At 35.3% G+C, this 19,458-nt stretch carries 17 protein-coding genes; 1 reads left to right on the top strand and 16 read right to left on the bottom strand.

Going from position 1 to position 19,458, the window contains the following annotated elements; translation table 11 throughout:
• Positions 1 to 14 precede the first annotated feature (14 nt).
• The 16 genes from TA89_RS09530 to TA89_RS09605 form a co-directional block, all read right to left on the bottom strand.
• Positions 15 to 725, bottom strand: coding sequence for a DUF4179 domain-containing protein (locus TA89_RS09530; RefSeq protein ID WP_040212897.1), 711 nt, complete (start codon positions 723 to 725; stop codon positions 15 to 17).
• Entirely contained in the window at positions 700 to 1,290 is a 591-nt protein-coding gene (locus TA89_RS09535) for a sigma-70 family RNA polymerase sigma factor (RefSeq protein ID WP_052447405.1), read from the bottom strand. Before TA89_RS09535 ends, TA89_RS09530 begins: the two co-directional genes overlap by 26 nt.
• 204 nt (positions 1,291 to 1,494) lie before the next feature.
• A complete protein-coding gene (locus tag TA89_RS09540; protein WP_040212900.1) occupies positions 1,495 to 2,013 on the bottom strand; it encodes a GNAT family N-acetyltransferase in 519 nt (172 codons plus the stop codon).
• A gap of 115 nt (positions 2,014 to 2,128) precedes the next feature.
• On the bottom strand, positions 2,129 to 3,955 hold the full coding sequence (gene glmS, locus TA89_RS09545) for a glutamine--fructose-6-phosphate transaminase (isomerizing) (protein ID WP_040212902.1): 1,827 nt from the start codon (positions 3,953 to 3,955) through the stop codon (positions 2,129 to 2,131).
• A 429-nt stretch (positions 3,956 to 4,384) separates the two neighbouring features.
• The gene (locus TA89_RS09550; protein WP_040212905.1) at positions 4,385 to 5,344 is read right to left on the bottom strand and encodes a sensor domain-containing diguanylate cyclase; all 960 of its coding nucleotides are present in this window, start codon (positions 5,342 to 5,344) and stop codon (positions 4,385 to 4,387) included.
• 201 nt (positions 5,345 to 5,545) lie between these two features.
• Positions 5,546 to 6,475 (bottom strand): aldose epimerase family protein, encoded by a 930-nt coding sequence (locus TA89_RS09555; protein WP_040212906.1) that lies wholly within the window; start codon positions 6,473 to 6,475, stop codon positions 5,546 to 5,548.
• Positions 6,475 to 7,638: a galactokinase gene (locus TA89_RS09560; RefSeq protein WP_040212908.1), complete on the bottom strand. Its 1,164-nt coding sequence runs from the start codon at positions 7,636 to 7,638 to the stop codon at positions 6,475 to 6,477. The genes TA89_RS09555 and TA89_RS09560 overlap by 1 nt, the downstream gene beginning before the upstream one ends.
• Positions 7,639 to 7,653: 15 nt before the next feature.
• Complete coding sequence (gene galT / locus TA89_RS09565; RefSeq protein ID WP_040212910.1) at positions 7,654 to 8,634, bottom strand: galactose-1-phosphate uridylyltransferase; 981 nt, start codon at positions 8,632 to 8,634, stop codon at positions 7,654 to 7,656.
• Positions 8,635 to 8,735: 101 nt separating this feature from the next.
• Complete coding sequence (locus TA89_RS09570) at positions 8,736 to 9,791, bottom strand: LacI family DNA-binding transcriptional regulator (RefSeq protein WP_082023900.1); 1,056 nt, start codon at positions 9,789 to 9,791, stop codon at positions 8,736 to 8,738.
• A gap of 313 nt (positions 9,792 to 10,104) precedes the next feature.
• Positions 10,105 to 11,175 (bottom strand): amidase, encoded by a 1,071-nt coding sequence (locus tag TA89_RS09575; protein WP_052447407.1) that lies wholly within the window; start codon positions 11,173 to 11,175, stop codon positions 10,105 to 10,107.
• A gap of 134 nt (positions 11,176 to 11,309) precedes the next feature.
• The gene (glmM, locus tag TA89_RS09580) at positions 11,310 to 12,659 is read right to left on the bottom strand and encodes a phosphoglucosamine mutase (RefSeq protein WP_040212913.1); all 1,350 of its coding nucleotides are present in this window, start codon (positions 12,657 to 12,659) and stop codon (positions 11,310 to 11,312) included.
• Between the two features lie 158 nt (positions 12,660 to 12,817).
• Entirely contained in the window at positions 12,818 to 13,930 is a 1,113-nt protein-coding gene (locus TA89_RS09585) for a M20 metallopeptidase family protein (RefSeq protein WP_040212916.1), read from the bottom strand.
• Positions 13,931 to 14,075: 145 nt separating this feature from the next.
• A complete protein-coding gene (locus TA89_RS09590; RefSeq protein WP_040212918.1) occupies positions 14,076 to 15,494 on the bottom strand; it encodes a YfcC family protein in 1,419 nt (472 codons plus the stop codon).
• A gap of 324 nt (positions 15,495 to 15,818) precedes the next feature.
• Positions 15,819 to 17,132 carry an MFS transporter gene (locus tag TA89_RS09595; protein ID WP_052447408.1) on the bottom strand — a complete coding sequence of 438 codons (1,314 nt, stop codon included), beginning with the start codon at positions 17,130 to 17,132 and terminating at the stop codon, positions 15,819 to 15,821.
• 57 nt (positions 17,133 to 17,189) lie between these two features.
• Positions 17,190 to 17,981, bottom strand: coding sequence for a polymer-forming cytoskeletal protein (locus TA89_RS09600; protein WP_040212920.1), 792 nt, complete (start codon positions 17,979 to 17,981; stop codon positions 17,190 to 17,192).
• Positions 17,982 to 17,993: 12 nt separating this feature from the next.
• Positions 17,994 to 18,620: a DUF4004 family protein gene (locus tag TA89_RS09605; RefSeq protein WP_040212923.1), complete on the bottom strand. Its 627-nt coding sequence runs from the start codon at positions 18,618 to 18,620 to the stop codon at positions 17,994 to 17,996.
• A gap of 149 nt (positions 18,621 to 18,769) precedes the next feature.
• On the opposite strand from TA89_RS09605, the gene TA89_RS09610 reads away from it, so the two are divergent.
• A partial coding sequence (locus tag TA89_RS09610; RefSeq protein WP_040212924.1) for a transporter substrate-binding domain-containing protein occupies positions 18,770 to 19,458 on the top strand: 689 nt, incomplete at its 3' end.

Consider the following 19,458-nt stretch of genomic DNA (forward strand, 5'->3'; position numbering starts at 1 on the left):
TTTCTAATTCTTTATTAGGTACTATAATTCTTAGTGTCTTTAGAAATTTTTTCTTTAGATACATGGAAACTGAACTTCCAATCTCCCTTAGTATCATTTATTTGTTTAAAATCAATTTCTATATCAAGGTTTTTTGGTATATCCGCTTCATTTATATCATAATCTTCAATTACCTGAATGGTATAATCGTCAATTACTCTATGAGTTCCCCCTGCTGCTCCAACAAAAGCTTTGCCATTTATCATTATACTTTTACCTGGAGTGTGTGGAAAGGGATTACCTTTTTGATTAATCAAATCTAACACCTTCTCCGGACACTTTATTGTATATATTAATTTGAAGCTAAAGTCATCCATAGCTGCTTCATCAAGGCTAACTTCATATCCCTTGTCTTTTTTTACTTCTCCTATAACTTTTGTATAGTTTTGAAAATCACCACCATACCCTAATCCAAACCTTTGAAACAATGTATCCAGAACTGGAATATTGTCAGCAAAAGCAGCAAAGTACTGCTGTGGTATTATTGCTGTAACTGAAAGCAGTAAAGAAACAGCAGCAGCTATCATACCCGCTTTGAAAAGGCCATTATGTTTTTTTACTTTTATTGAATTCTTTATATTCTTTTTAATCCTTTTTTTAGTTATATCATCAAGGTCCACATCAATTGAATTAATCTGGTCTATATCCACTTCCATATCATTAAAATGCTTGTATACATTTTTCATCACCATTTTCCTCCTTTTGATGATATCCTAGTTTTTGTTTTAATAATTTTTTCCCTCTTGATAGCCTTGTATCTACAACATTTCTTGATACACCAAGCTTAACAGCAATATCACTTATATTCTCTTCAAGGTAAAATCTCATTATAAATATTCTTTTATCCAGTTCTTCCATTTCATTTATATACCCAAGTAATTCCATTTGATTTTCATCAGCCAATACCTTATCTTCCGTTGTCAACCCGGTAATGATCACACAGTCATCAATATCAACGGTTTTCTTGTTTTTAGCAAGCTTCCTTTGATAGTCAATTGCTTTATACTTAGCAATTACGCAAATCCAGTGAACAAACTTTTCAGGTTTACCAGAAAACATACTTGAATTGTTCCAGATGCTTAAAAGAACATCATTTAGGCATTCTTCAATAACTCCTTTATCTCCATAATTAATTAGTACGTTATAAATAACCTTATATAGAAGATTACTATAGTTATCTATTAAATAATCTAAAGCACGTGTATTCTTACGTTTCAACTGATCAGCTAAATTGGTTTCAGTTATTTTCACAAATGCTGCCTCCTCCCTCTATATTCTCTAGAAGCTCCTCACTTATATAAACGATAGCAGAGTGCAATTTCTTACAAGAAAACTATAAATTAATATAAAATTATGGACGTACAAAAAATCACCTTCTTATGTTATATATTTATAACACCATAAGAAGGCGATTTTTATACATGTTTTAACTTTTTAACAGGATATTTGTGTTTATTACGGTGAAGACTCTGTTTTTTTCCCATGTAGATTTTTGATCGCCAACATGGAATTATCCTGTATGATTCCTGTATCTACGAAACCAAATGAACCGTATAATCTTTTAGCTATGATATTACTTGTTTGATAAAAGAGGGTTACATATTCTGCTTCTCCATCTGGCATAGTTTCAATATCCGTCAACATCTTTTTAAAAGCAAGTTTGCCGTATCCTTTCCCCTGGTAACTCTTTCCTATCATAATATGCCAAATAAAATAACTCTTCTTCCCATAAAAAACTTCATTTTCAAATGATTTATGATCCAACGTATCATAAATATACATCAAAAATCCAACCACAACTTCATCGGCATAAATGACCAAAGGGGTAGCTGGTATACCGTCTGAGTTGAACATGTGAGCGTCTGCAAAGCTTCTGAGGTTAGTAGTTTCTATTAACTCTTCCTGGGTTTCTTCAACTTCAAGTGCTATTACTTCATCGATGTTATCCCCGGTTATCTTTCGTAATTCAATCATTTTTTACCTCCTCTACTAAGACAAGGCACTTCTACACATGTCCTAAAACATTTCAAATATCATTTCTGTGATTATCAAAATAGGGTACACAAAATATTCACCAATGCTAAAGCCCCTATTCCACCGTTACAGACTTGGCCAGATTCCTTGGCTTATCCACGTCGCAGGCCTTCTGCTTAGCTACATAGTAGGCGATGAGCTGAAGGGGAATTACTGAAAGTACAGGAGTTAATATATCTAAGGTTTTTGGCAGATATATCACTGAATCCACTGATTTTTCTATATCTGTGTTTCCCTCTAAAGCAATTGCAATTACCTTGGCTCCTCTGGTTACTACCTCTTTTATATTGCTTACCATTTTATCAGCAAGATAGCTTTGGGTAACGCAGGCAATGACTACGGTACCTTTTTCAATAAGGGCTATAGGACCGTGCTTAAGCTCTCCTCCTGCATAGGCTTCTGAGTGGATGTAGGATATTTCCTTAAGCTTTAAGGAGCCTTCCATGGATACTGCATAATCTAAGCCTCTTCCCAGGAAGAACATATCCCTTTCCATGTAGGTCTGATCAGCAAACTTCTGAAGCACATCCTTATTTTCTAGAGTTTCCTCTGCTAAGGTAGGAAGCTCCAGCATAGCCTTTTTGATATCATATATTTCTTCACTGCTTAAGCTTTCCTTTAAAGCAGCAAAGTGAAGAGCAATTATATACATTGCAATAAGCTGAGTTACATAAGCCTTTGTAGAGGCCACTGCTATTTCCGGTCCTGCCCAGGTATATAAAACGTCATCTGCTTCTCTGGAAACTGAGGAGCCTACAACATTTGTAACCGCTATTACTCTGGCACCTTTTTTCTTGCTGTCACGAAGTACTGCAAGAGTATCTGCTGTTTCTCCGGACTGGCTTACTACTATAACTAAAGATTTCTCTGTTATAAGAGGCTCTCTGTATCTGAATTCAGAGGCGATATCCACCTCTACCGGTATTTTAGCAAGCTTTTCTATTGCATATTTTCCAACCACTGCTGCATGGTAAGCAGTTCCGCAGGCTACCATAAAAATCCTGTCAATTTCCTTGAGATTTTCCTTGGTTATAGTTATTTTATCCAGGATAATATCATGATCTAAGGAAATTCTTGATGCCATGGTATCCTTTATAGCCTTAGGTTGCTCATGGATTTCCTTAAGCATGAAATCTTCATAGCCTCCCTTTTCAGCAGCATCTGCATTCCAAGTGACATGGTAGGGTTCCTTAGTTATTTCTTCTCCCATTTCATTTAACAGGGTAACTCCCTGCTGGGTTAGAACAACAAATTCTTTATCTTCAAGAAGGTATATATCTCTTGTATGATTAAGCACTGCAGGGATATCAGAAGCTATAAAAGACTCATTCTTTCCTAATCCTACTATCAAAGGACTGTCCTTTCTTACTGCCACCAGCTTATCAGGCTCTTTAGAGCAGATAACTCCTATGGCATAGCTTCCCTCCATGCTTGAAACAGCCTTCATCACCGCTTCAATCAGGTTTCCTTCATAATAATAATCTATTAAATTTGGTATTACCTCTGTATCTGTTTCTGACAAGAATTCATATCCTTTAGATATTAGCCATTCTCTAAGCTTCAGATAATTTTCAATAATACCATTGTGAACTACACTTATGGAAATTTTAGAATTAGAATGGGGATGAGAATTAACATCTGAAGGTTCTCCGTGGGTTGCCCATCTGGTATGGCCGATCCCCACATTTCCCTTTAACGGGGTTTCTATAAGCTTGCTTTCAAGATTTGCAAGCCTTCCTTTGCATTTAGAAACCTTTATCCCTTCTTCATTAGAAATGGCAACTCCTGCAGAATCATATCCTCTGTATTCTAATTTCTGCAGTCCATCGATTAAAAGAGGTGCAGCCTCTCTTAATCCAAAATATCCAACTATTCCGCACATATTTTTCTTCCTCTCTCTGTCAATATATTAGTAAGCTTAATGTAAAAAAGGGTTCACTTGTCCTATGGACTCAAAAACCCTGTCTTTGAAAGGTTTTAACACCTGATTGATGTTGTTTCCGGAAATCACTTCCCGGCTTTATCAATCGTTAACGGTAGTGCGATACCGTGGGGCACCCGCCGAAGATTCGATTCTCCCCATCCTCGTCAACTAAAGCGGTTTTACTCATTATAAGCTTTAGTTCTGGCGCTTTAACTTCTTTTAACCATCACTTTATCCTTATTGTGCATATATCATCTCCTTTTAATGCAAAATTATTTACAATAAGCTACTATACTAGTATATTCTTTGGAAAACTTATATGCAATATTATTTTTCCATGGGTTTAATAAAAATAAAAAAGCCGGAATACTCCAGCTTTAAATTCTTCTAATTTAAAATATTGAGTTTTTCCTTATTCTTATTTATCATATCCGTAGCTACCTTTAAAGCATAATTCATTCTGCCAAAGGAGCTTAGAGTGTAACCATATCCCACGGTCATCTCAATAGGAAGCTGATTTTCAGCACTGTTTATCTTTTTTACTTCCTCCTCTATACTTCTTACTTTTTCAATTACAGCCTTTTCCTCCACATCCACAAGTATATAGGCAAATTCATCCCCACTTATTCTAAAAAACATAGAGCTTTCATCCATAAATTTTTTAAGAAGCTCTGCAGTAGATTTAATAAAATCGTTTCCACCATTCAGACCTAATCTCTCGTTTCTGTGCTTCATCCCTCTTATCTCACATATTAAAATAGCTGTTCTGGTATTCTTATGCTTGTCCAAACGTTCAAAGACCCATTCAAAATACTGTCTGTTATAAATCCCTGTCATAGTATCGTAGTTACTCTTATACTCAATAAGCTCCTCTAACTTTTTCCTGAGAGTAATATCCCTTATACTTCCGGTTATTGCTATGAGCTTATTGTTTTTGTATATGGGAACTGCATAGTCCTCAGTCCATATATATTCCCCATCTTTGTGTCGAAACCGCATAAATATAGGTTTAGAATAATCCAGCTCACCCCTGGCTTTTTGAATCAGTAAATCCTGATCTTCAGGATGAACAAGGTTTAATATATTATACGGATTACTAAGATTTTTACCGGCTTTCCACCCCAAAACCGTTTGCACTGCGGGAGATAAATAAACAAATCTTTTTTCAGGAAAAACTTCGTAATAATACATTATATCTTTCCCGCTATCCAGCATCATTTTATATGTATTTTGTCTATTTTTACACCTGCAGTATTGTAATTTTAAAATGGATATGCCATATCTTGATAGAACATTTGCTGCTAAAATTCCTAAAACAAAACCTATCACTAAAATAAAAGTCAGCATAAAACCATCTTTAGCCCCCTACAAATTTTAAAATATTTACCTAAAAATGTTAACACAACCTCTGCTTTTTTTCAATACAGCTATAAATTAAGTGCTCCTACCTAAATATCGGAATTTTCTTATAATACTTGATAGATTAAGGGGCATACTAAAGCCTTTTATATCTGCAGCAAGCCTTAGTATGCCCTACATATTTAATATCTAAAATAATGTTAATATTATATTAAAAATGAATTTTTCTTTAGGTTTTATAAATCTGCATCGTCCTCTTGCCATTGCTTCTGTTATGCTGTCACAATAGCCGCTTGCAGGCTCAAGAGCACAGTTATAATCCCCTCTAAAACCACCTTCTGTTACCCAAAAACCTAAATATGGGAGATTTTTACTGTCATAGTTTATTTCAAAGGTGACATCCTTGGAAGGATAGTAAATAGAGCAGCTGCCTTCTTTTATTCCATGAGAAACATAGTACTTCTCAGTATTTTTTTCTTCTTTCCCTCTTATCCTTCTGAAATCAAAGTTTTCACCCTTTAAATTCCTATCAACGGGATAGTTATAAATGGTTCCAGGAGCTCCTAAAAACCTGCTTTCATGGACATTTTCCACAGTCTTAGTTTCTGCAGGAAAATTAATTATCATATCTTTTTCACAGTTAACTAAACAATGCATAGCCCAAATAGCAGGAAATTCCTCCTCACCATTGTTTTGGATTTCATAATCAAGTATAACCTTTCTTCCTTTTAATGCAGCAGTCTTTTTATATGAATAAGGTAAAATAGTGCTGTCCATTATAAGTATGGCCTTTTCTTCAGAAATCTCATCCTTTAGCTTAGAGCTCCATATTTCACCGTGGTCCGGATACAGAACTTCTTTTCCTGAAACCTCCACAGTGCATTCATCGATGGTGGGAAAGCAGTCATCAAATCCTGAGGCATCATAATCTGCAAAGCTTGAGTTAAGCTGTGCTTTTCTGTAAAAACCCTCCTTGCTTTGAAACAATAGTTCGAATTCCTTATCTTTACTGTATATAGATGCAATTTTCCCTCCTATTTCAGGAAGTATTACTACCCTCAGCTCATCGCTTTCTAAAAAAAACGCTCTTTCTCCTTTAAAATCAGCTTCTTTTATCATTATTTCACCTCACAGGTTCCTTCTCCTATTCCGCTTAAATAAAAGTCTGCAGCTATTCCCATCCTTTGATAATAGTTTCTTCCGATATTTTCTATGAATTCTTCTACCTTTTCCTTTTTAACTAAAGCTATGGCACAGCCTCCAAATCCAGCTCCCGTCATCCTTGCTCCTATACAGCTTTCAGAATTCAAAGCCTCCTCTACAATTATATCCAGTGCATCTCCTGTTACCTCGTATAAATTTCTTAAAGAATTGTGAGAAGCAGTGAGTAGCTTTCCAAAGGATATTAAATCTCCCTTATTCAAAGCTTCAACAGCATCCTTTACCCTTTGATTTTCATATACTGCATGTTCTGCTCTGTTTTTCACCTTTTCTGAGGCTATGTGGTTTTTTATTATTTCAAACTCCTCAGGAGTTAAATCACAGAGGACATTGATAGTTTTGTACTTATTAAGTATTTTTAAAGCTTCATCGCACTCTGCTCTTCTTTCATTATATTTAGATTCATTTAATGATCTTCTCTTGTTAGTGTTCATAATAACCAAGGAATACTCTTTAAGGTCTGCATCAGCATACTCATAGTTTAGGGTTCCGCAGTCTAAGAGAACAGCTTTGTTTTTTCTTCCCATACCTATAGCAAACTGATCCATAATGCCGCAATTCACACCTACATATTGGTTTTCTGCCTTCTGACCAAGCTTAACCAGCTCTATTCTGTCAATGTTTCCTTCATTAAATAGCTCATTAATCATAACTCCTATTAATAATTCTAAAGAAGCTGAAGAAGACAGTCCTGCTCCATTGGGTATGTTTCCGGAAATTAAAATATCCATTCCTGAGAGATTATAGCCTGCCTCCTGCATTATCTTAATTACTCCCTTAGGATAATTAGCCCAGTCGTGTTCCTTTTTAAAGCTTAAATCCATTAAATCCACATCAACTTTAAGATCAAAATTTGTAGAAGCAAGATTGATTTTAGAATCCTTTCTTGCCCTTACAGCGCCATAGGTTCCAAATTCCAAGGCACAGGGAAATACATATCCCCCGTTATAATCTATATGTTCTCCGATAAGATTTACTCTTCCTGGAGAATGAAATAATCTAATTGTTCCCTCATCGCCATAAAGCTCTTTAAAACTGCTTAAAACTTCATTAGCCTCCATAACATAAACCTCTCTTTATTTATTATTTAAATATTTTTTATAAGCTGCTTTTAAATCTTCGGCTGTGTCTTCTACGGCAGTAGGGTTGCAGGCAGCCCATGCACCCATCTCTGAAGAAGCATAGTATTTTATTTTTTCCGATGACCTCAATGGAGGATAAAACTCTACGTGAAAATGATAGTAATCATCGTAATTTCCATACTCAGGTGAATTTACCGGTGCCTGATGTATACACATCATATATGGAAAAAGCTTGTCAAAGAGTGCATCAAAGGTCCCTGTCATATCCTTCAGTATCTTAGCAAAATTATCCTTCTCCCTCTCAGTAAAATCCGTCATTTTGCTCCTGTGATTTTTACTTACTATGAACACTCCGTAAGGAAAATCTGTAAAGAATGGAATATAGGCCAAAAAATCTTCATTTTCAATGATTATTCTTTTTTCAAAATCCTTTTCTTCCTTATTCATTCTGCATATCAGGCATTCCTTATGCTCTTCATAGTGTTCTCTGCAGGAATTAAGCTCTGTTTTTATCTTTAAAGGCATTTGTGAATAACCGTAAATCTGTCCATGAGGGTGAGGCATAGTAACCCCCACTTCTTCCCCTCTATTTTCAAATTCAAAGATGTATTTTATCTTTTCATCTTTAGAAAGCTCTTCAAATCTTTCGCACCACAAATCTACAAGTTTTCTTATATGCTCCACAGGGAGCTGAGGAAGTGTGGTTCTGTGTTCCGGTGAATATAGTATAACCTCACATTTTCCATAGGATTCTGTGGTTTTGTAAAAATCTGAGCCTACCATATCCGGCGCCGACGGATTAGGAGAAAGTGCAGGGAAATCATTGTCATATTTATGTACATCGTAATTATCAGGTACATTACCTGATCCCGGACAGAAAGGACACCAATCTTTTGGCATCTGAGGCCTGTTCTGCCTGTGAGAAGCAACAATTGTCCAATCCTTCAGTAATGGATTCCATCTTAATTCAGCCATGAGTTTTCCTCCTTAATAAACCATTTAAATTTTCCTTAGGTTTTATAGAAATCGCTTTCTATATACTATAAAAAAATATACTTTTATAAATAAAGACTCAACTAACCGCTTTGCCTTAATATTAGCTTAGTGTTTAAAATGATATTTTTTCTTATATTTATGCCATTTTTCATAATATCTATGAGCTCCGTTACTGCTCTTCTTCCCAAATGCTCTATGCACAGGTCCACTGTGGTGATTTCAGGAGAGGTAAGCCGGCAGATGGGCGTATTATCATATCCTATTATCGCTATATCCTCTGGAATAGAAAAACCTTTATTTTTCAAGGAAGATATAACCCCTGAAGCTATCAAATCATTGCAGGCAATAAAAGCATCCGGAAACTTCTCCTGAGCTTTGCAAAGTTTTTGTACTATCTCTTCAATTTTATTAATCACAGAGATGCTGTTTCCGTTTTCTATATTAATAATCTTTTTGTAGGATAAGCCCTCATCTTCTATATATTTTAAATAAAGCTTTTCTCTTATTTCACAGGACTGAGATATTTCTCCCTTTAAAAGAGCTATCCTTTTCTTACCGATGACCTTAAGCCTTTGGACAGCATTTCTCATTCCTGTTGTTTCATCATAGCAAATAAAACTGCAGCCGCTTTTTATATCAGGATTATAGGAGCTAATGATAATTAGCGGCACACTGCTGCTTATCTCCTCAAAAAAACCATTATTTAAGTTTTCAATATTAGGATCCATAACTATTATGCCGTCTGCTCCTCTTCCTCTAAGCTCGTTTATATATTCCCTTTCTTCTGAAGCTTCTCCTCCGGTAGTAGATAGATTAACATGATAGCCCATAGGCTTTAGTTCTCTTTCTATATCCTCTACAGTGCTTGAGAAAAACCAGTTTGTTATACTTGGAACCAGTATACCTATATTGGAGCTCTTTCTTGTTATAAGCCCTCTTGCCATTTGATTAGGCTTAAAATTCAGTTTTTTAATAGCCTCCTCCACCTTTATTTTAGTTTCAGCTTTTACAGGATAATTTTTATTAAGCACTCTGGAAACAGTTGTAATAGATACTCCAGCTTCCCTGGCTACATCATTTATAGTAGCTATAATCATCACCTCTTTTCTATAGAAAAGGTTTTCTGTTTTTATCATACTTCATTGCTGAATATATTTCAATATAAAAATATACACCCTGTAGTTTTTATGTGCACATCTTATATTCTTTGTACACATTTATTTTTTTATATCTCATCACTATATTTTTATAATAGTGTCCTTTTAGTATTTCTATAAACAGATATATTATTTGGAATTTAATACTACCCTTATAATATAGATAAAATACAATTTATTAAACAATTTTACAAAGACGAATTAAAGGAAGCCGGAAGGCTTCCTTTAATATCTTTTTATTTTCAAGGATTATTCTAAAACACAGCGGTAAAATAGAGCTAATCATCACTATTTAGTCAAGGCTAAATTCCTCAACGTATTTTTCTTTATTTATATAATATCTAGTAAAGACCTCAGGAAGGGTTATAATTTCATTTAAAGACTTGGCTAATCGTACTGCTTTACCTGCTGCCTTCATTCCTTTAGGTGCGCATATTACAAAGCCTGAAGCTAACTCATCGGAAGGTACAGTAATTGCTGTTATCCCTGCAATATTTGCCGCCTTCACCATAAACTTTCCGCCCTTTTCGCTTATTAGTGTTCCCGCCTTACCTGCAAAGGTTCCTGGAATAGTTTCTCCATAACCAAATAAATCTATTGGTCCTTCGTACGTTAATATTATATCTGCTTTTTCTTCATTAAAAGCTTTATTTATTACCTCCATGGCATCTTTCCTATTTCCTATATCCCTCATGGAGAACTCTTTAAAATTATAACCTGATATTTTAGATATATATTTAACCATGACTGATCGCATATCTTCCATTAGTGGAAGCTGAACATCCCCTATTTTAGGAATAAGCACTGTGATTTCTTCATCATCCTGCGTTTCTATAGGAGTATCCAACAAATCCTCCACAACCTTTAACATAAGCTCCAAATCTTTTGCTATTATTCCTATACTTGGAGTTAAATTAAAATTGTCTGTGGATTTTCCACCTTCTGAGGTTAAAAGGCCTAAACCAGCTCCTATAATAGAAGGGAGGTTACAGGATAATGCAGGAGCAAGCACCGAGCCTCCACCGTCTGTCCCTATGGCAAAGTCGTTTATCCCTTTAAGTATATTTACAGGTCCTCCGCTGCTGGACCCAGTCATTGGTCTGTATGTTAATGGATTTAAGATATCGGTATCTATGCTTCTTCCCATATCAGACATCTTATCTATAGTTAAAAACAGATATTTGTCCTTTTCTCTGAGCTTGTTAAATATATCCTTTGGTATGGCATTTGTGTTTTTCACTCCAAAGGTATATAATTCACCGGACTTAGCTTCCGTTTCCATCATGGCGTTTTCATTTATTTTAATAACAGATCTGCCTTTTTCTTTATGAGCAATTCTTATCTTCTGCTGCAGAGTAAGCATTTTATCTCCTCCTATGATATTTTACTTCCAGTCCTTCTATATTTTCTGCATATAATCATTATAATATTCCTTCATAGAAATAAAAGCAGAGAAGCATATAGTTACATACTCCTCTGCATTATAATTATATATCTTTATTTTTGAGCTTTTTCCTCAATTAGCTTTGCAAGATTATGAGCTAAGCCATCTATAACTTTTTGATTTTCTCCTTCAAGCATAACCCTAACTAAAGGTTCTGTTCCGGAAGGTCTTATAAGTACCCTTCCTGCACCGTGAAGGCTTTCTTCTATTTTTCTAATTTCTCCGGCTATCTCTTCATCGGTTATATGAATATCCTTTTTATCATTAGGAACCTTTGCATTGACAAGCACTTGAGGAAGCTCCTTCATGCAGCATGCAAGCTCAGAGAGTGTCTTTCCGGTTCTTTTTACTATAGAAGCTACCTGAAGTGCAGTTACAAGTCCGTCTCCTGTGGTATTAAAGTCCAGGAATATAACGTGTCCTGACTGCTCTCCGCCAAGCTTATAATCATTTTTAAGCATTTCTTCCAGTACGTATCTATCTCCAACCTTAGTTTTAACTCTCTTTATGTTTTCCTTATCGCAGGCAATATCTAATCCTAAGTTGCTCATAACAGTAACTACTAAGGTATCATTCTTAAGCCTTCCCATATCTCTTAAATGTTTTGCGCATACAAGAAGTATAAAATCTCCATTTATAAGATTTCCTTTTTCGTCTACAGCAAGGCATCTATCTGCATCTCCATCGAAAGCAAAGCCCAGGTGGCACTTTTTCCTTACCACATAGTCCATAAGCTCTTCAGGATGGGTTGATCCGCAATTTTCATTTATGTTGATTCCGTCAGGATTATCATTAATAACTACTACCTCTGCACCTAATTCTCTGAATGCTTCCACCGCTACTTTGTAGCTGGCTCCATTTGCACAGTCTAAAGCTACTTTTAAGCCTTTTAAATCTGTAGCAATAGTTGATTTTGCAAACTCCTTATAATCATCCTCTGCAGAGTATTCTGCTCTCTTTCTTCCTAAATTTCCTCCAACAGGGCTGGGAACCCCTTCAAAGCCGCTTTCTATTACCCTTTGAATTTCATCTTCTAATTCATCAGAAAGCTTTAATCCTTTATTGTCAAAAAATTTAATTCCATTAAACTCAACAGGATTATGAGAAGCAGAGATAACTACTCCGGCATCAGCACCATATTCCTTTACTAAATGTGCAATTGCCGGTGTTGGTATTATTCCCAACATTACCGCTTCAGCCCCAACTGAAAGAATACCGGACATAAGTGCTGATTCCAGCATATCACCGGAGATTCTAGTATCCTTTCCCACCAATATCTTTGGCTTATGAGTGCCTTCAGTCAATACATATGCCCCTGCTCTGCCTAAAGAATAAGCGATTTCTGAAGTTAATTCAGTATTGGCAATCCCTCTTACTCCGTCAGTTCCAAACATTCTTCCCATTACTTTACCTCTCTTAATATCTAGATTTGGTTAAAACATCCACACTTATTATAATATAATTTTTTATCTTTAACAATGAAAGTTATTTTCCAAAAAGAGGGAGCGCCCCTGGGGTGCTTCCAGAAAAAAGGAAGCACCCCAGGGGCGCTCCCTCTTTTTTACATTTCAGAAACTATGAAATTTACTACAGAATATATCCCGTAGTACAAAGCATCCTCATCTGCAGTAAAATTTGGTGAATGAAGAGGATGTATTCCTTTCTCTCCTTTTGCTATGCCCAGCCTAAAGTGCACTGATGGCACCTCCTGTGCAAAAAAGGCAAAATCCTCTCCTGCAAAAGTTTTTTCCACAGGAAGTACATTTTCTTCTCCCAGTATTCTCTTTGAAGCCTTAGCAAAGCGTTCTGAAAGCTCCTCATGGCATATAAGAGGAGGATATTCAAAGAGATAATCCACTTCTGCACTACAATCATATTTTTCCGCACATAGCTTTGAGGTTTTTTCTATCATATCAGCAAGCTTGTACCTTAAATCATTATCAAAGGTCCTCACGGTGCCTTTAATAAGTACTTCATCGGTAATTACATTACTGGCAGTACCTCCGCTTAATGCTGCAAAGGTAATTATATGGGAATTAAGAGGGTCTATTTCATTTCTGGACTTTAAATTAATGCTTTGTATTATATCTACTGCAGGCATTATAGGGTTTTTGCAGTGCTGCGGCATGGCAGCATGTCCACCCACACCTTTTATTTTTATATGAAAATCATCCACAGATCCCATGGAGGGACCTCCTTGAGCTTGTACACATCCTACAGGAAGCTCTGGCCAAACATGATAGCCTATTACAGCTTTTACCTTAGGATTTTCCAAAACCCCTTCTTTTATCATTGGAAGAGCTCCACCATCCGCTTCTTCAGCTGGCTGGAATATAAATTTTACACCTTTTTTATATCCAATTTCCTTCAGTACCATAGCAGTTCCCAAGGCAACGGTCATATGATAATCATGACCGCACACATGACTTACACCATTTACCGGAAGGGCATCTATGTCAGCTCTGACAGCTACACAATCTTCTTCCTCATTAAGTATGCCTACCACTCCTGTTTCTGCACACTTATAATTCTTTATCTCCAGTTTATCCAAGGTATCCATTATTATTTTCTGAGTTTTGAACTCTTTATGAGCTATTTCTGCATTTTCATGCAGGGTTCTTCTAAGTTCTTTTATGCTTTCAAGTTTAGATTTTATGATTTCGCTTATGTCCATTTACATATTAATCCTGATATTAATCAGAATTTCTTCACTTCCTTTCACAGTGACTTTTATATAAGCCTTATATATTGCCATGTATATTTATTTATATACACTGAGTAAATAACTTTCTTTCCGTTTATACTCCTATTATCTTCCGCTAACTTAATAATCCTGGGAATAAAATAGCAGGGGTAATCATTATAAGCTGTATTATAAATAATGCTATTACCACCTTTAAAATCCATTTAGCCCATTTATCATAAGGTACCTTTGCTAATCCTAAGGTTGCCATTAGTGTTCCTGATGTAGGGAATATCAAGTCAGTGAAGCCATTTCCAAACTGATAAATAAGTATGGTGGTTTCTCTGTTTATGTTAACAAGCTCTCCTAAGGGATACATTATAGGTATAGTAAGAGCCGCCTGCCCTGTACCTGATCCTACAAAGAAATTTATTATAGATTGTACTACTAACATAGCATAACCGGATAAAAGATTAGGCAGAGGCTCTATAACCTTTGCCAGGCTGTATAATATTGTATCCATGACTTTTGCATCTATAAGCAATATTACTATTGCATTTGCAAGACCTACTATCAAAGCTGCTCCTAAAAGATCCTTTGCACCTAAAACAAAATTTTCTACAATGTCATTTGTAGACATTTTTCCTATAAAACCGGAAATAATTCCTAAACCAAGAAATACTGCAGCAATTTCATTTATGTACCACTCATATTTCAACACCCCGAATATGATAAGAGCCAAACCTCCAAGCAGAGTTAACAGTATAAGCTTATGTCTTAGGTCAAATTTTACCTCTACTCCTTCTGACTGTGTGATATTAAGCTCCTGTTTTCTTTTAAGATCATGTTCGTACAGTATACTGCTTTCTGGATTCTTTTTTACCTTATTAGCATAATACATCAAATATACAATAGCTAATATTGTCATTATTATCCATACAACTGTCCTATAAGCAATCCCTGCCTTTATTGGAGTTTCTGCAATTCCTTTAGCTATACCCACTGTAAAGGGATTCAGCATGGCAGCGGAAAATCCTACTGTAGCTCCTATAAAAGACATTGACATCCCTGTTAAGGAATCATAACCTAAAGCCAGGGCCAAAGGTACAAAAATTGCTGCAAAAGGAATGGTTTCCTCTGCCATACCAATTATAGCTCCTGCTAGGGAAAAAAGCGCCACTACAATAGGGATTAATAACAGTTCTCTTCCCTTAAAGGCTTTTACCACTTTCATGATTCCGGCATTTATAGCATTTGTACTTTGAATTATTGCAAAAGCTCCTCCTACTATAAGTATAAAGCCTGCAACGTCAGCCTTAGCTGCAAAGCCTTTAAGAGGTGCCATAAATAAATCTCCTATGCTTCTTGGAGAGCTTTCAATGTATTCAAAGGAATCAGCAACGACTATGGTTTTCCCTTCATTATTTTCTGCCCTTTTATATTCTCCTCCAGGTATAATCCAAGTTGCTAAAGCTACAATAGCCAATATGGTAAAAATAATAGTTAAGGTATGAGGCACTTGAAACTTCTTCTTTTTTACATTCACGTCCTTCATTCTCCATCACCCTTCTAATAGTAAAAGTGAATTTATTATTACATAATTAAAATTCATTATCAATAGAGATTATTATAACAATTTAATAATTTTTATCCCTAATTTTAAAATATTTTTACAAAGGCTATATATTTCTCTATATTATTAACTGAAAGTAAATTAAATATAAACTCTCTTTTAACATTTTGTAAGGCACTTAGTAAAAAAGTTATGCCTTTCCCCCCAAAAAGTTATATCTTTATTTCTGATTTTCTTTAGAAAAAGCAAAATCCTCAATAACTTACATTGAGGATTTTTCAGCCTATATATAAGCACAAAATTTCTTTACGCTTCACAGACTATATTTTCATTTTCATTTATAACATCTTCTAAAGAATGAAGTTCTGGGTCAAAGCTTATGAACTTCTTGAAGGATTTAATAAACATAAATCCTAAAGCAAGTATAAAATCACATCCAAATCCGAAAAATATCACCGCTCTTATAGGAATAAATTCCGCCATTACTCCTGCTATAAGCATACCTAGAGGAGTTAATCCCTGAGTAAGGGTAGATAAAATAGAAAGAACTTTTCCTCTCATGTTTTGCGGAACCACCAGCTGAAGTGTAGAAAATAATATGGTATTTAATATAGAATTAAATACTCCTATCAGGAAAACTATAAAGCTGAGACCATAAAAATTTCTTATAAAAGGGACAAATAAAGCGGCTCCAAAGCATAAAATGGAACTGAGCATAAAGGCAAAATACTTTTTATCGCTTTTAAGATTATATATTGACAGAAATGCCATTCCCACAAGCATGCCGGCAGTCAATATCCCCATAATAACTCCATACTTTTCCTCTCCTAAGCCCCCTGCACCTTGAAACATTGGCATTAACAGAATAAATCCAATCTGAGAAAAGAAATTTATTCCGCAGGCAAGAATCATTATATATCTAAGGCCTTTTAGATTCCAGGAGAATTTAATCCCCTCTTTGAAGTCTTCTTTAAAATTACCATTTTCTGTTTCCCTGTTTATGTGAGGTATTTTCATGAAAACTTCTGTAAAGGCCGAAAATATATAAGAGATTCCATTAACCAGGAACAATATAGGAGCTCCGAGAAGAGTGTATAGATAACCTCCGGAAACAGTTCCTACAACATTAGTACCGGTAACAGCCATGTTATATACTGAATTCGCCTTAACTATTTTATCATTAGGGACGATGTCAGGCAGCACTGAACCCATAGCAGGATTGAAGAATGCTCCGCACAATCCCATAATTATTCCTGCTGTAAAAACCATCCATATTTCTATAAAACCAAAGATAGCCGCTGTACCTAAAAAGGTTATAATCACTCCTCTTAAAGCATCTGTTAATACTATGATCCATTTTCTGTTTAATCTGTCTACCCAAACCCCAGCAAAGGGAGAAACTATAAGCTTTGGTATCATGCTCGCTGCCATTAAGGTTCCCATTAAAGCAGTGGATCCTGTAAAAGCAAGTATCCAGAATCCTAATGCTATCTGATACACCGTGTCTCCAAGGGAAGATACCATCTGCCCCTGCCAGAGCAGTATAAAATTAATATTCCAAAGGCTGCTTTTCTTCTTCCTCTTTTCACTGCTCAAAACCATAATCTCATTTTCCTCCATATTACCACACCTCTTTAAACCCTATTTATTCACCCTTTTAAATCCATAAATTATTTTTTACAATTTAACGCTATCTTTTACAATACTGGATTTATCTATCTCCAGTGTATCCTTATACTCTATACCTTCTATACTGCATCCTGGTCCAATAATCACTTTAGACCCTCTTACAATTTTTGCTTCAGTATTCTCAAGGTATATTTCATCCCCTTCTATAACCTCCGATTTAAGGCTGCCTTCCTGATCAAATAAGCTTCCAAATATACTAAACATAAGACCTTTTCTGCTGGTACCCTTTCTTATATTAATAATTTCACCGCCTATTTCTCTGGCTGCACACCTCCCCACCAGTTTTATATCAATTACATCTGCACTTAAAAGCGTGGTTATATTAAAACTTCCGTCAGAATCAAAATTCTCTACTTCACAGCTTTCACAGGCTAAAGCTCCTCTATGATACATTATTCCTCCTTCAATCTTCTTAACTGCTTTAAAGCTTCCGGAAATACTTATTTCTTCAGCTGATACTTTTCCTTCAACTTTAGAAGACCCTGATATCTTTACCTGCTGAACTTCAACATCTCCTCCGAAATGTCCGCTGCCGCTTACTTTTATTTCTTCTCCCTTAACATTTCCCAATATTTTTCCTGAGCCGCTTAACTTAATGTATAAAGCTTCTATATCCCCATCTATTTTCCCTGAACCGCTTATAGAAAGTTCTCTGCAGTGAACATCGCCTTTAACAGTTCCGGAGCCGCTGATTTTAATTAAATTGTATTTACCTCCTCCTGCTGACCCTGAACCGGAAATCTTTAAATCTCCTCTTTCCTCATAATTTGTAGATTCCATAAATTCACCTTCCTATTCATTTAACTTTATCTTTAATTCCTCTATCTTTTCAGATACCTCTATATTAAGAATAATTTTACAATCTTCTTCAGCGTAAAACTCGCAAGGTACAACCCCTATTATGCAGGTTCCTATTCCGTATTTTCTTATATAAAATATTTTTAAAAGCTTATCCTTATGCCGTTCCTGAAGGGTTCTGTAATTTTTTATTATATTTACCGCTTCTTCTACATTTATATGACCGGTGGACAGAATGTTATTAAATATAAATATTTCTAGAATATATTGAAAATTGTATCTGGATTTCTTTGTAATATTCTCTTCATAGATGTCTGCCGCAGCGCTTGTAACAATGTTACGATTAACTATTTCTTCTTTGCTCATATTTATTTCTGCTGGTTTGAGGGAAAATTGCTCTGCCAGCTCATCTAAAGACAAATCATCCTTTAATTCTTTGATTTTTTGTATTCTCTCAAGTATTTTTTCCTTTGGAAAATAGGTTTCCTGGCCTGTATATGCAGATTTTTTAATAAACCAGTCTTCTGGAATAATATCTTTTCTTTTCCATCTATATAGCTGCCCATAGGAAATCCCAGTTTCTATCAGTAAATCTTTTTTAGATATCAATTCTTCATCCATTTAAATCCTCCTTCCAATATTAATGTAACATAACATTGTTACGTTGTAAATACCCTTCTAAAAATATCATCATTTTTTATTTTAACACTTTACAGCTTTAACGTAATAAAGTATAATAGTTTTAGTTTTTCTGAAAGGAGAATAATATAATGAAAAAAATTACAAACTATAAAACCATTTTTACAATATTATTTATTACAATAGCTTTTTCCTTGACTGCCTGTAATGAATCACCATCAGAGATTGCTGAAAGCAGCAATAAAATACTTGTTGGTCTTGATGACTCACTGCCGCCTATGGGATTCAGAAGCACAAGCAACGAGCTTCAGGGTTTCGATATAGATATGGCTGCAGAGATAGGTAAAAAGCTTAATAAGGAATTTATATTTACTCCATACAATTGGGACGGCATACTTTTAGGCCTTCAAAGTAAAAAATTCGATGTAATAATTTCAGCTCTCAGTGTAACTTCTGAAAGAGAAAAAGAAATAGGATTTACACTCCCCTACCTTATGGAGAAGCAGGTTATAGTCACCTCCAAAAACAGTGCTATAAATTCTCCTGAAGATCTTAAAGGTAAAGTAGTGGGTATTCAGATGGGAAGTACAAGCTATAATGCTCTCATCCCTGTGAAGAGTACATTAAAAGAAGTTAAAGAGTATAAAAATAACATGGATGCTATTAATGACTTGGGTACCGGAAGGCTTGAAGCTGTCGTCATAGATGAATTAGTTGCAAGATATTATCTTAAAGATCATGGAAGTAAATACAGGATAGCAGATAAAGAACTCACCAAAGAACCTGTAGCCATAGGAGTACGAAAAGAAGATACTACTCT

This window comes from Clostridium polynesiense (assembly GCF_000820705.1).
Taxonomy (GTDB): Bacteria; Bacillota; Clostridia; order Clostridiales; family Clostridiaceae; genus Clostridium_AA; species Clostridium_AA polynesiense.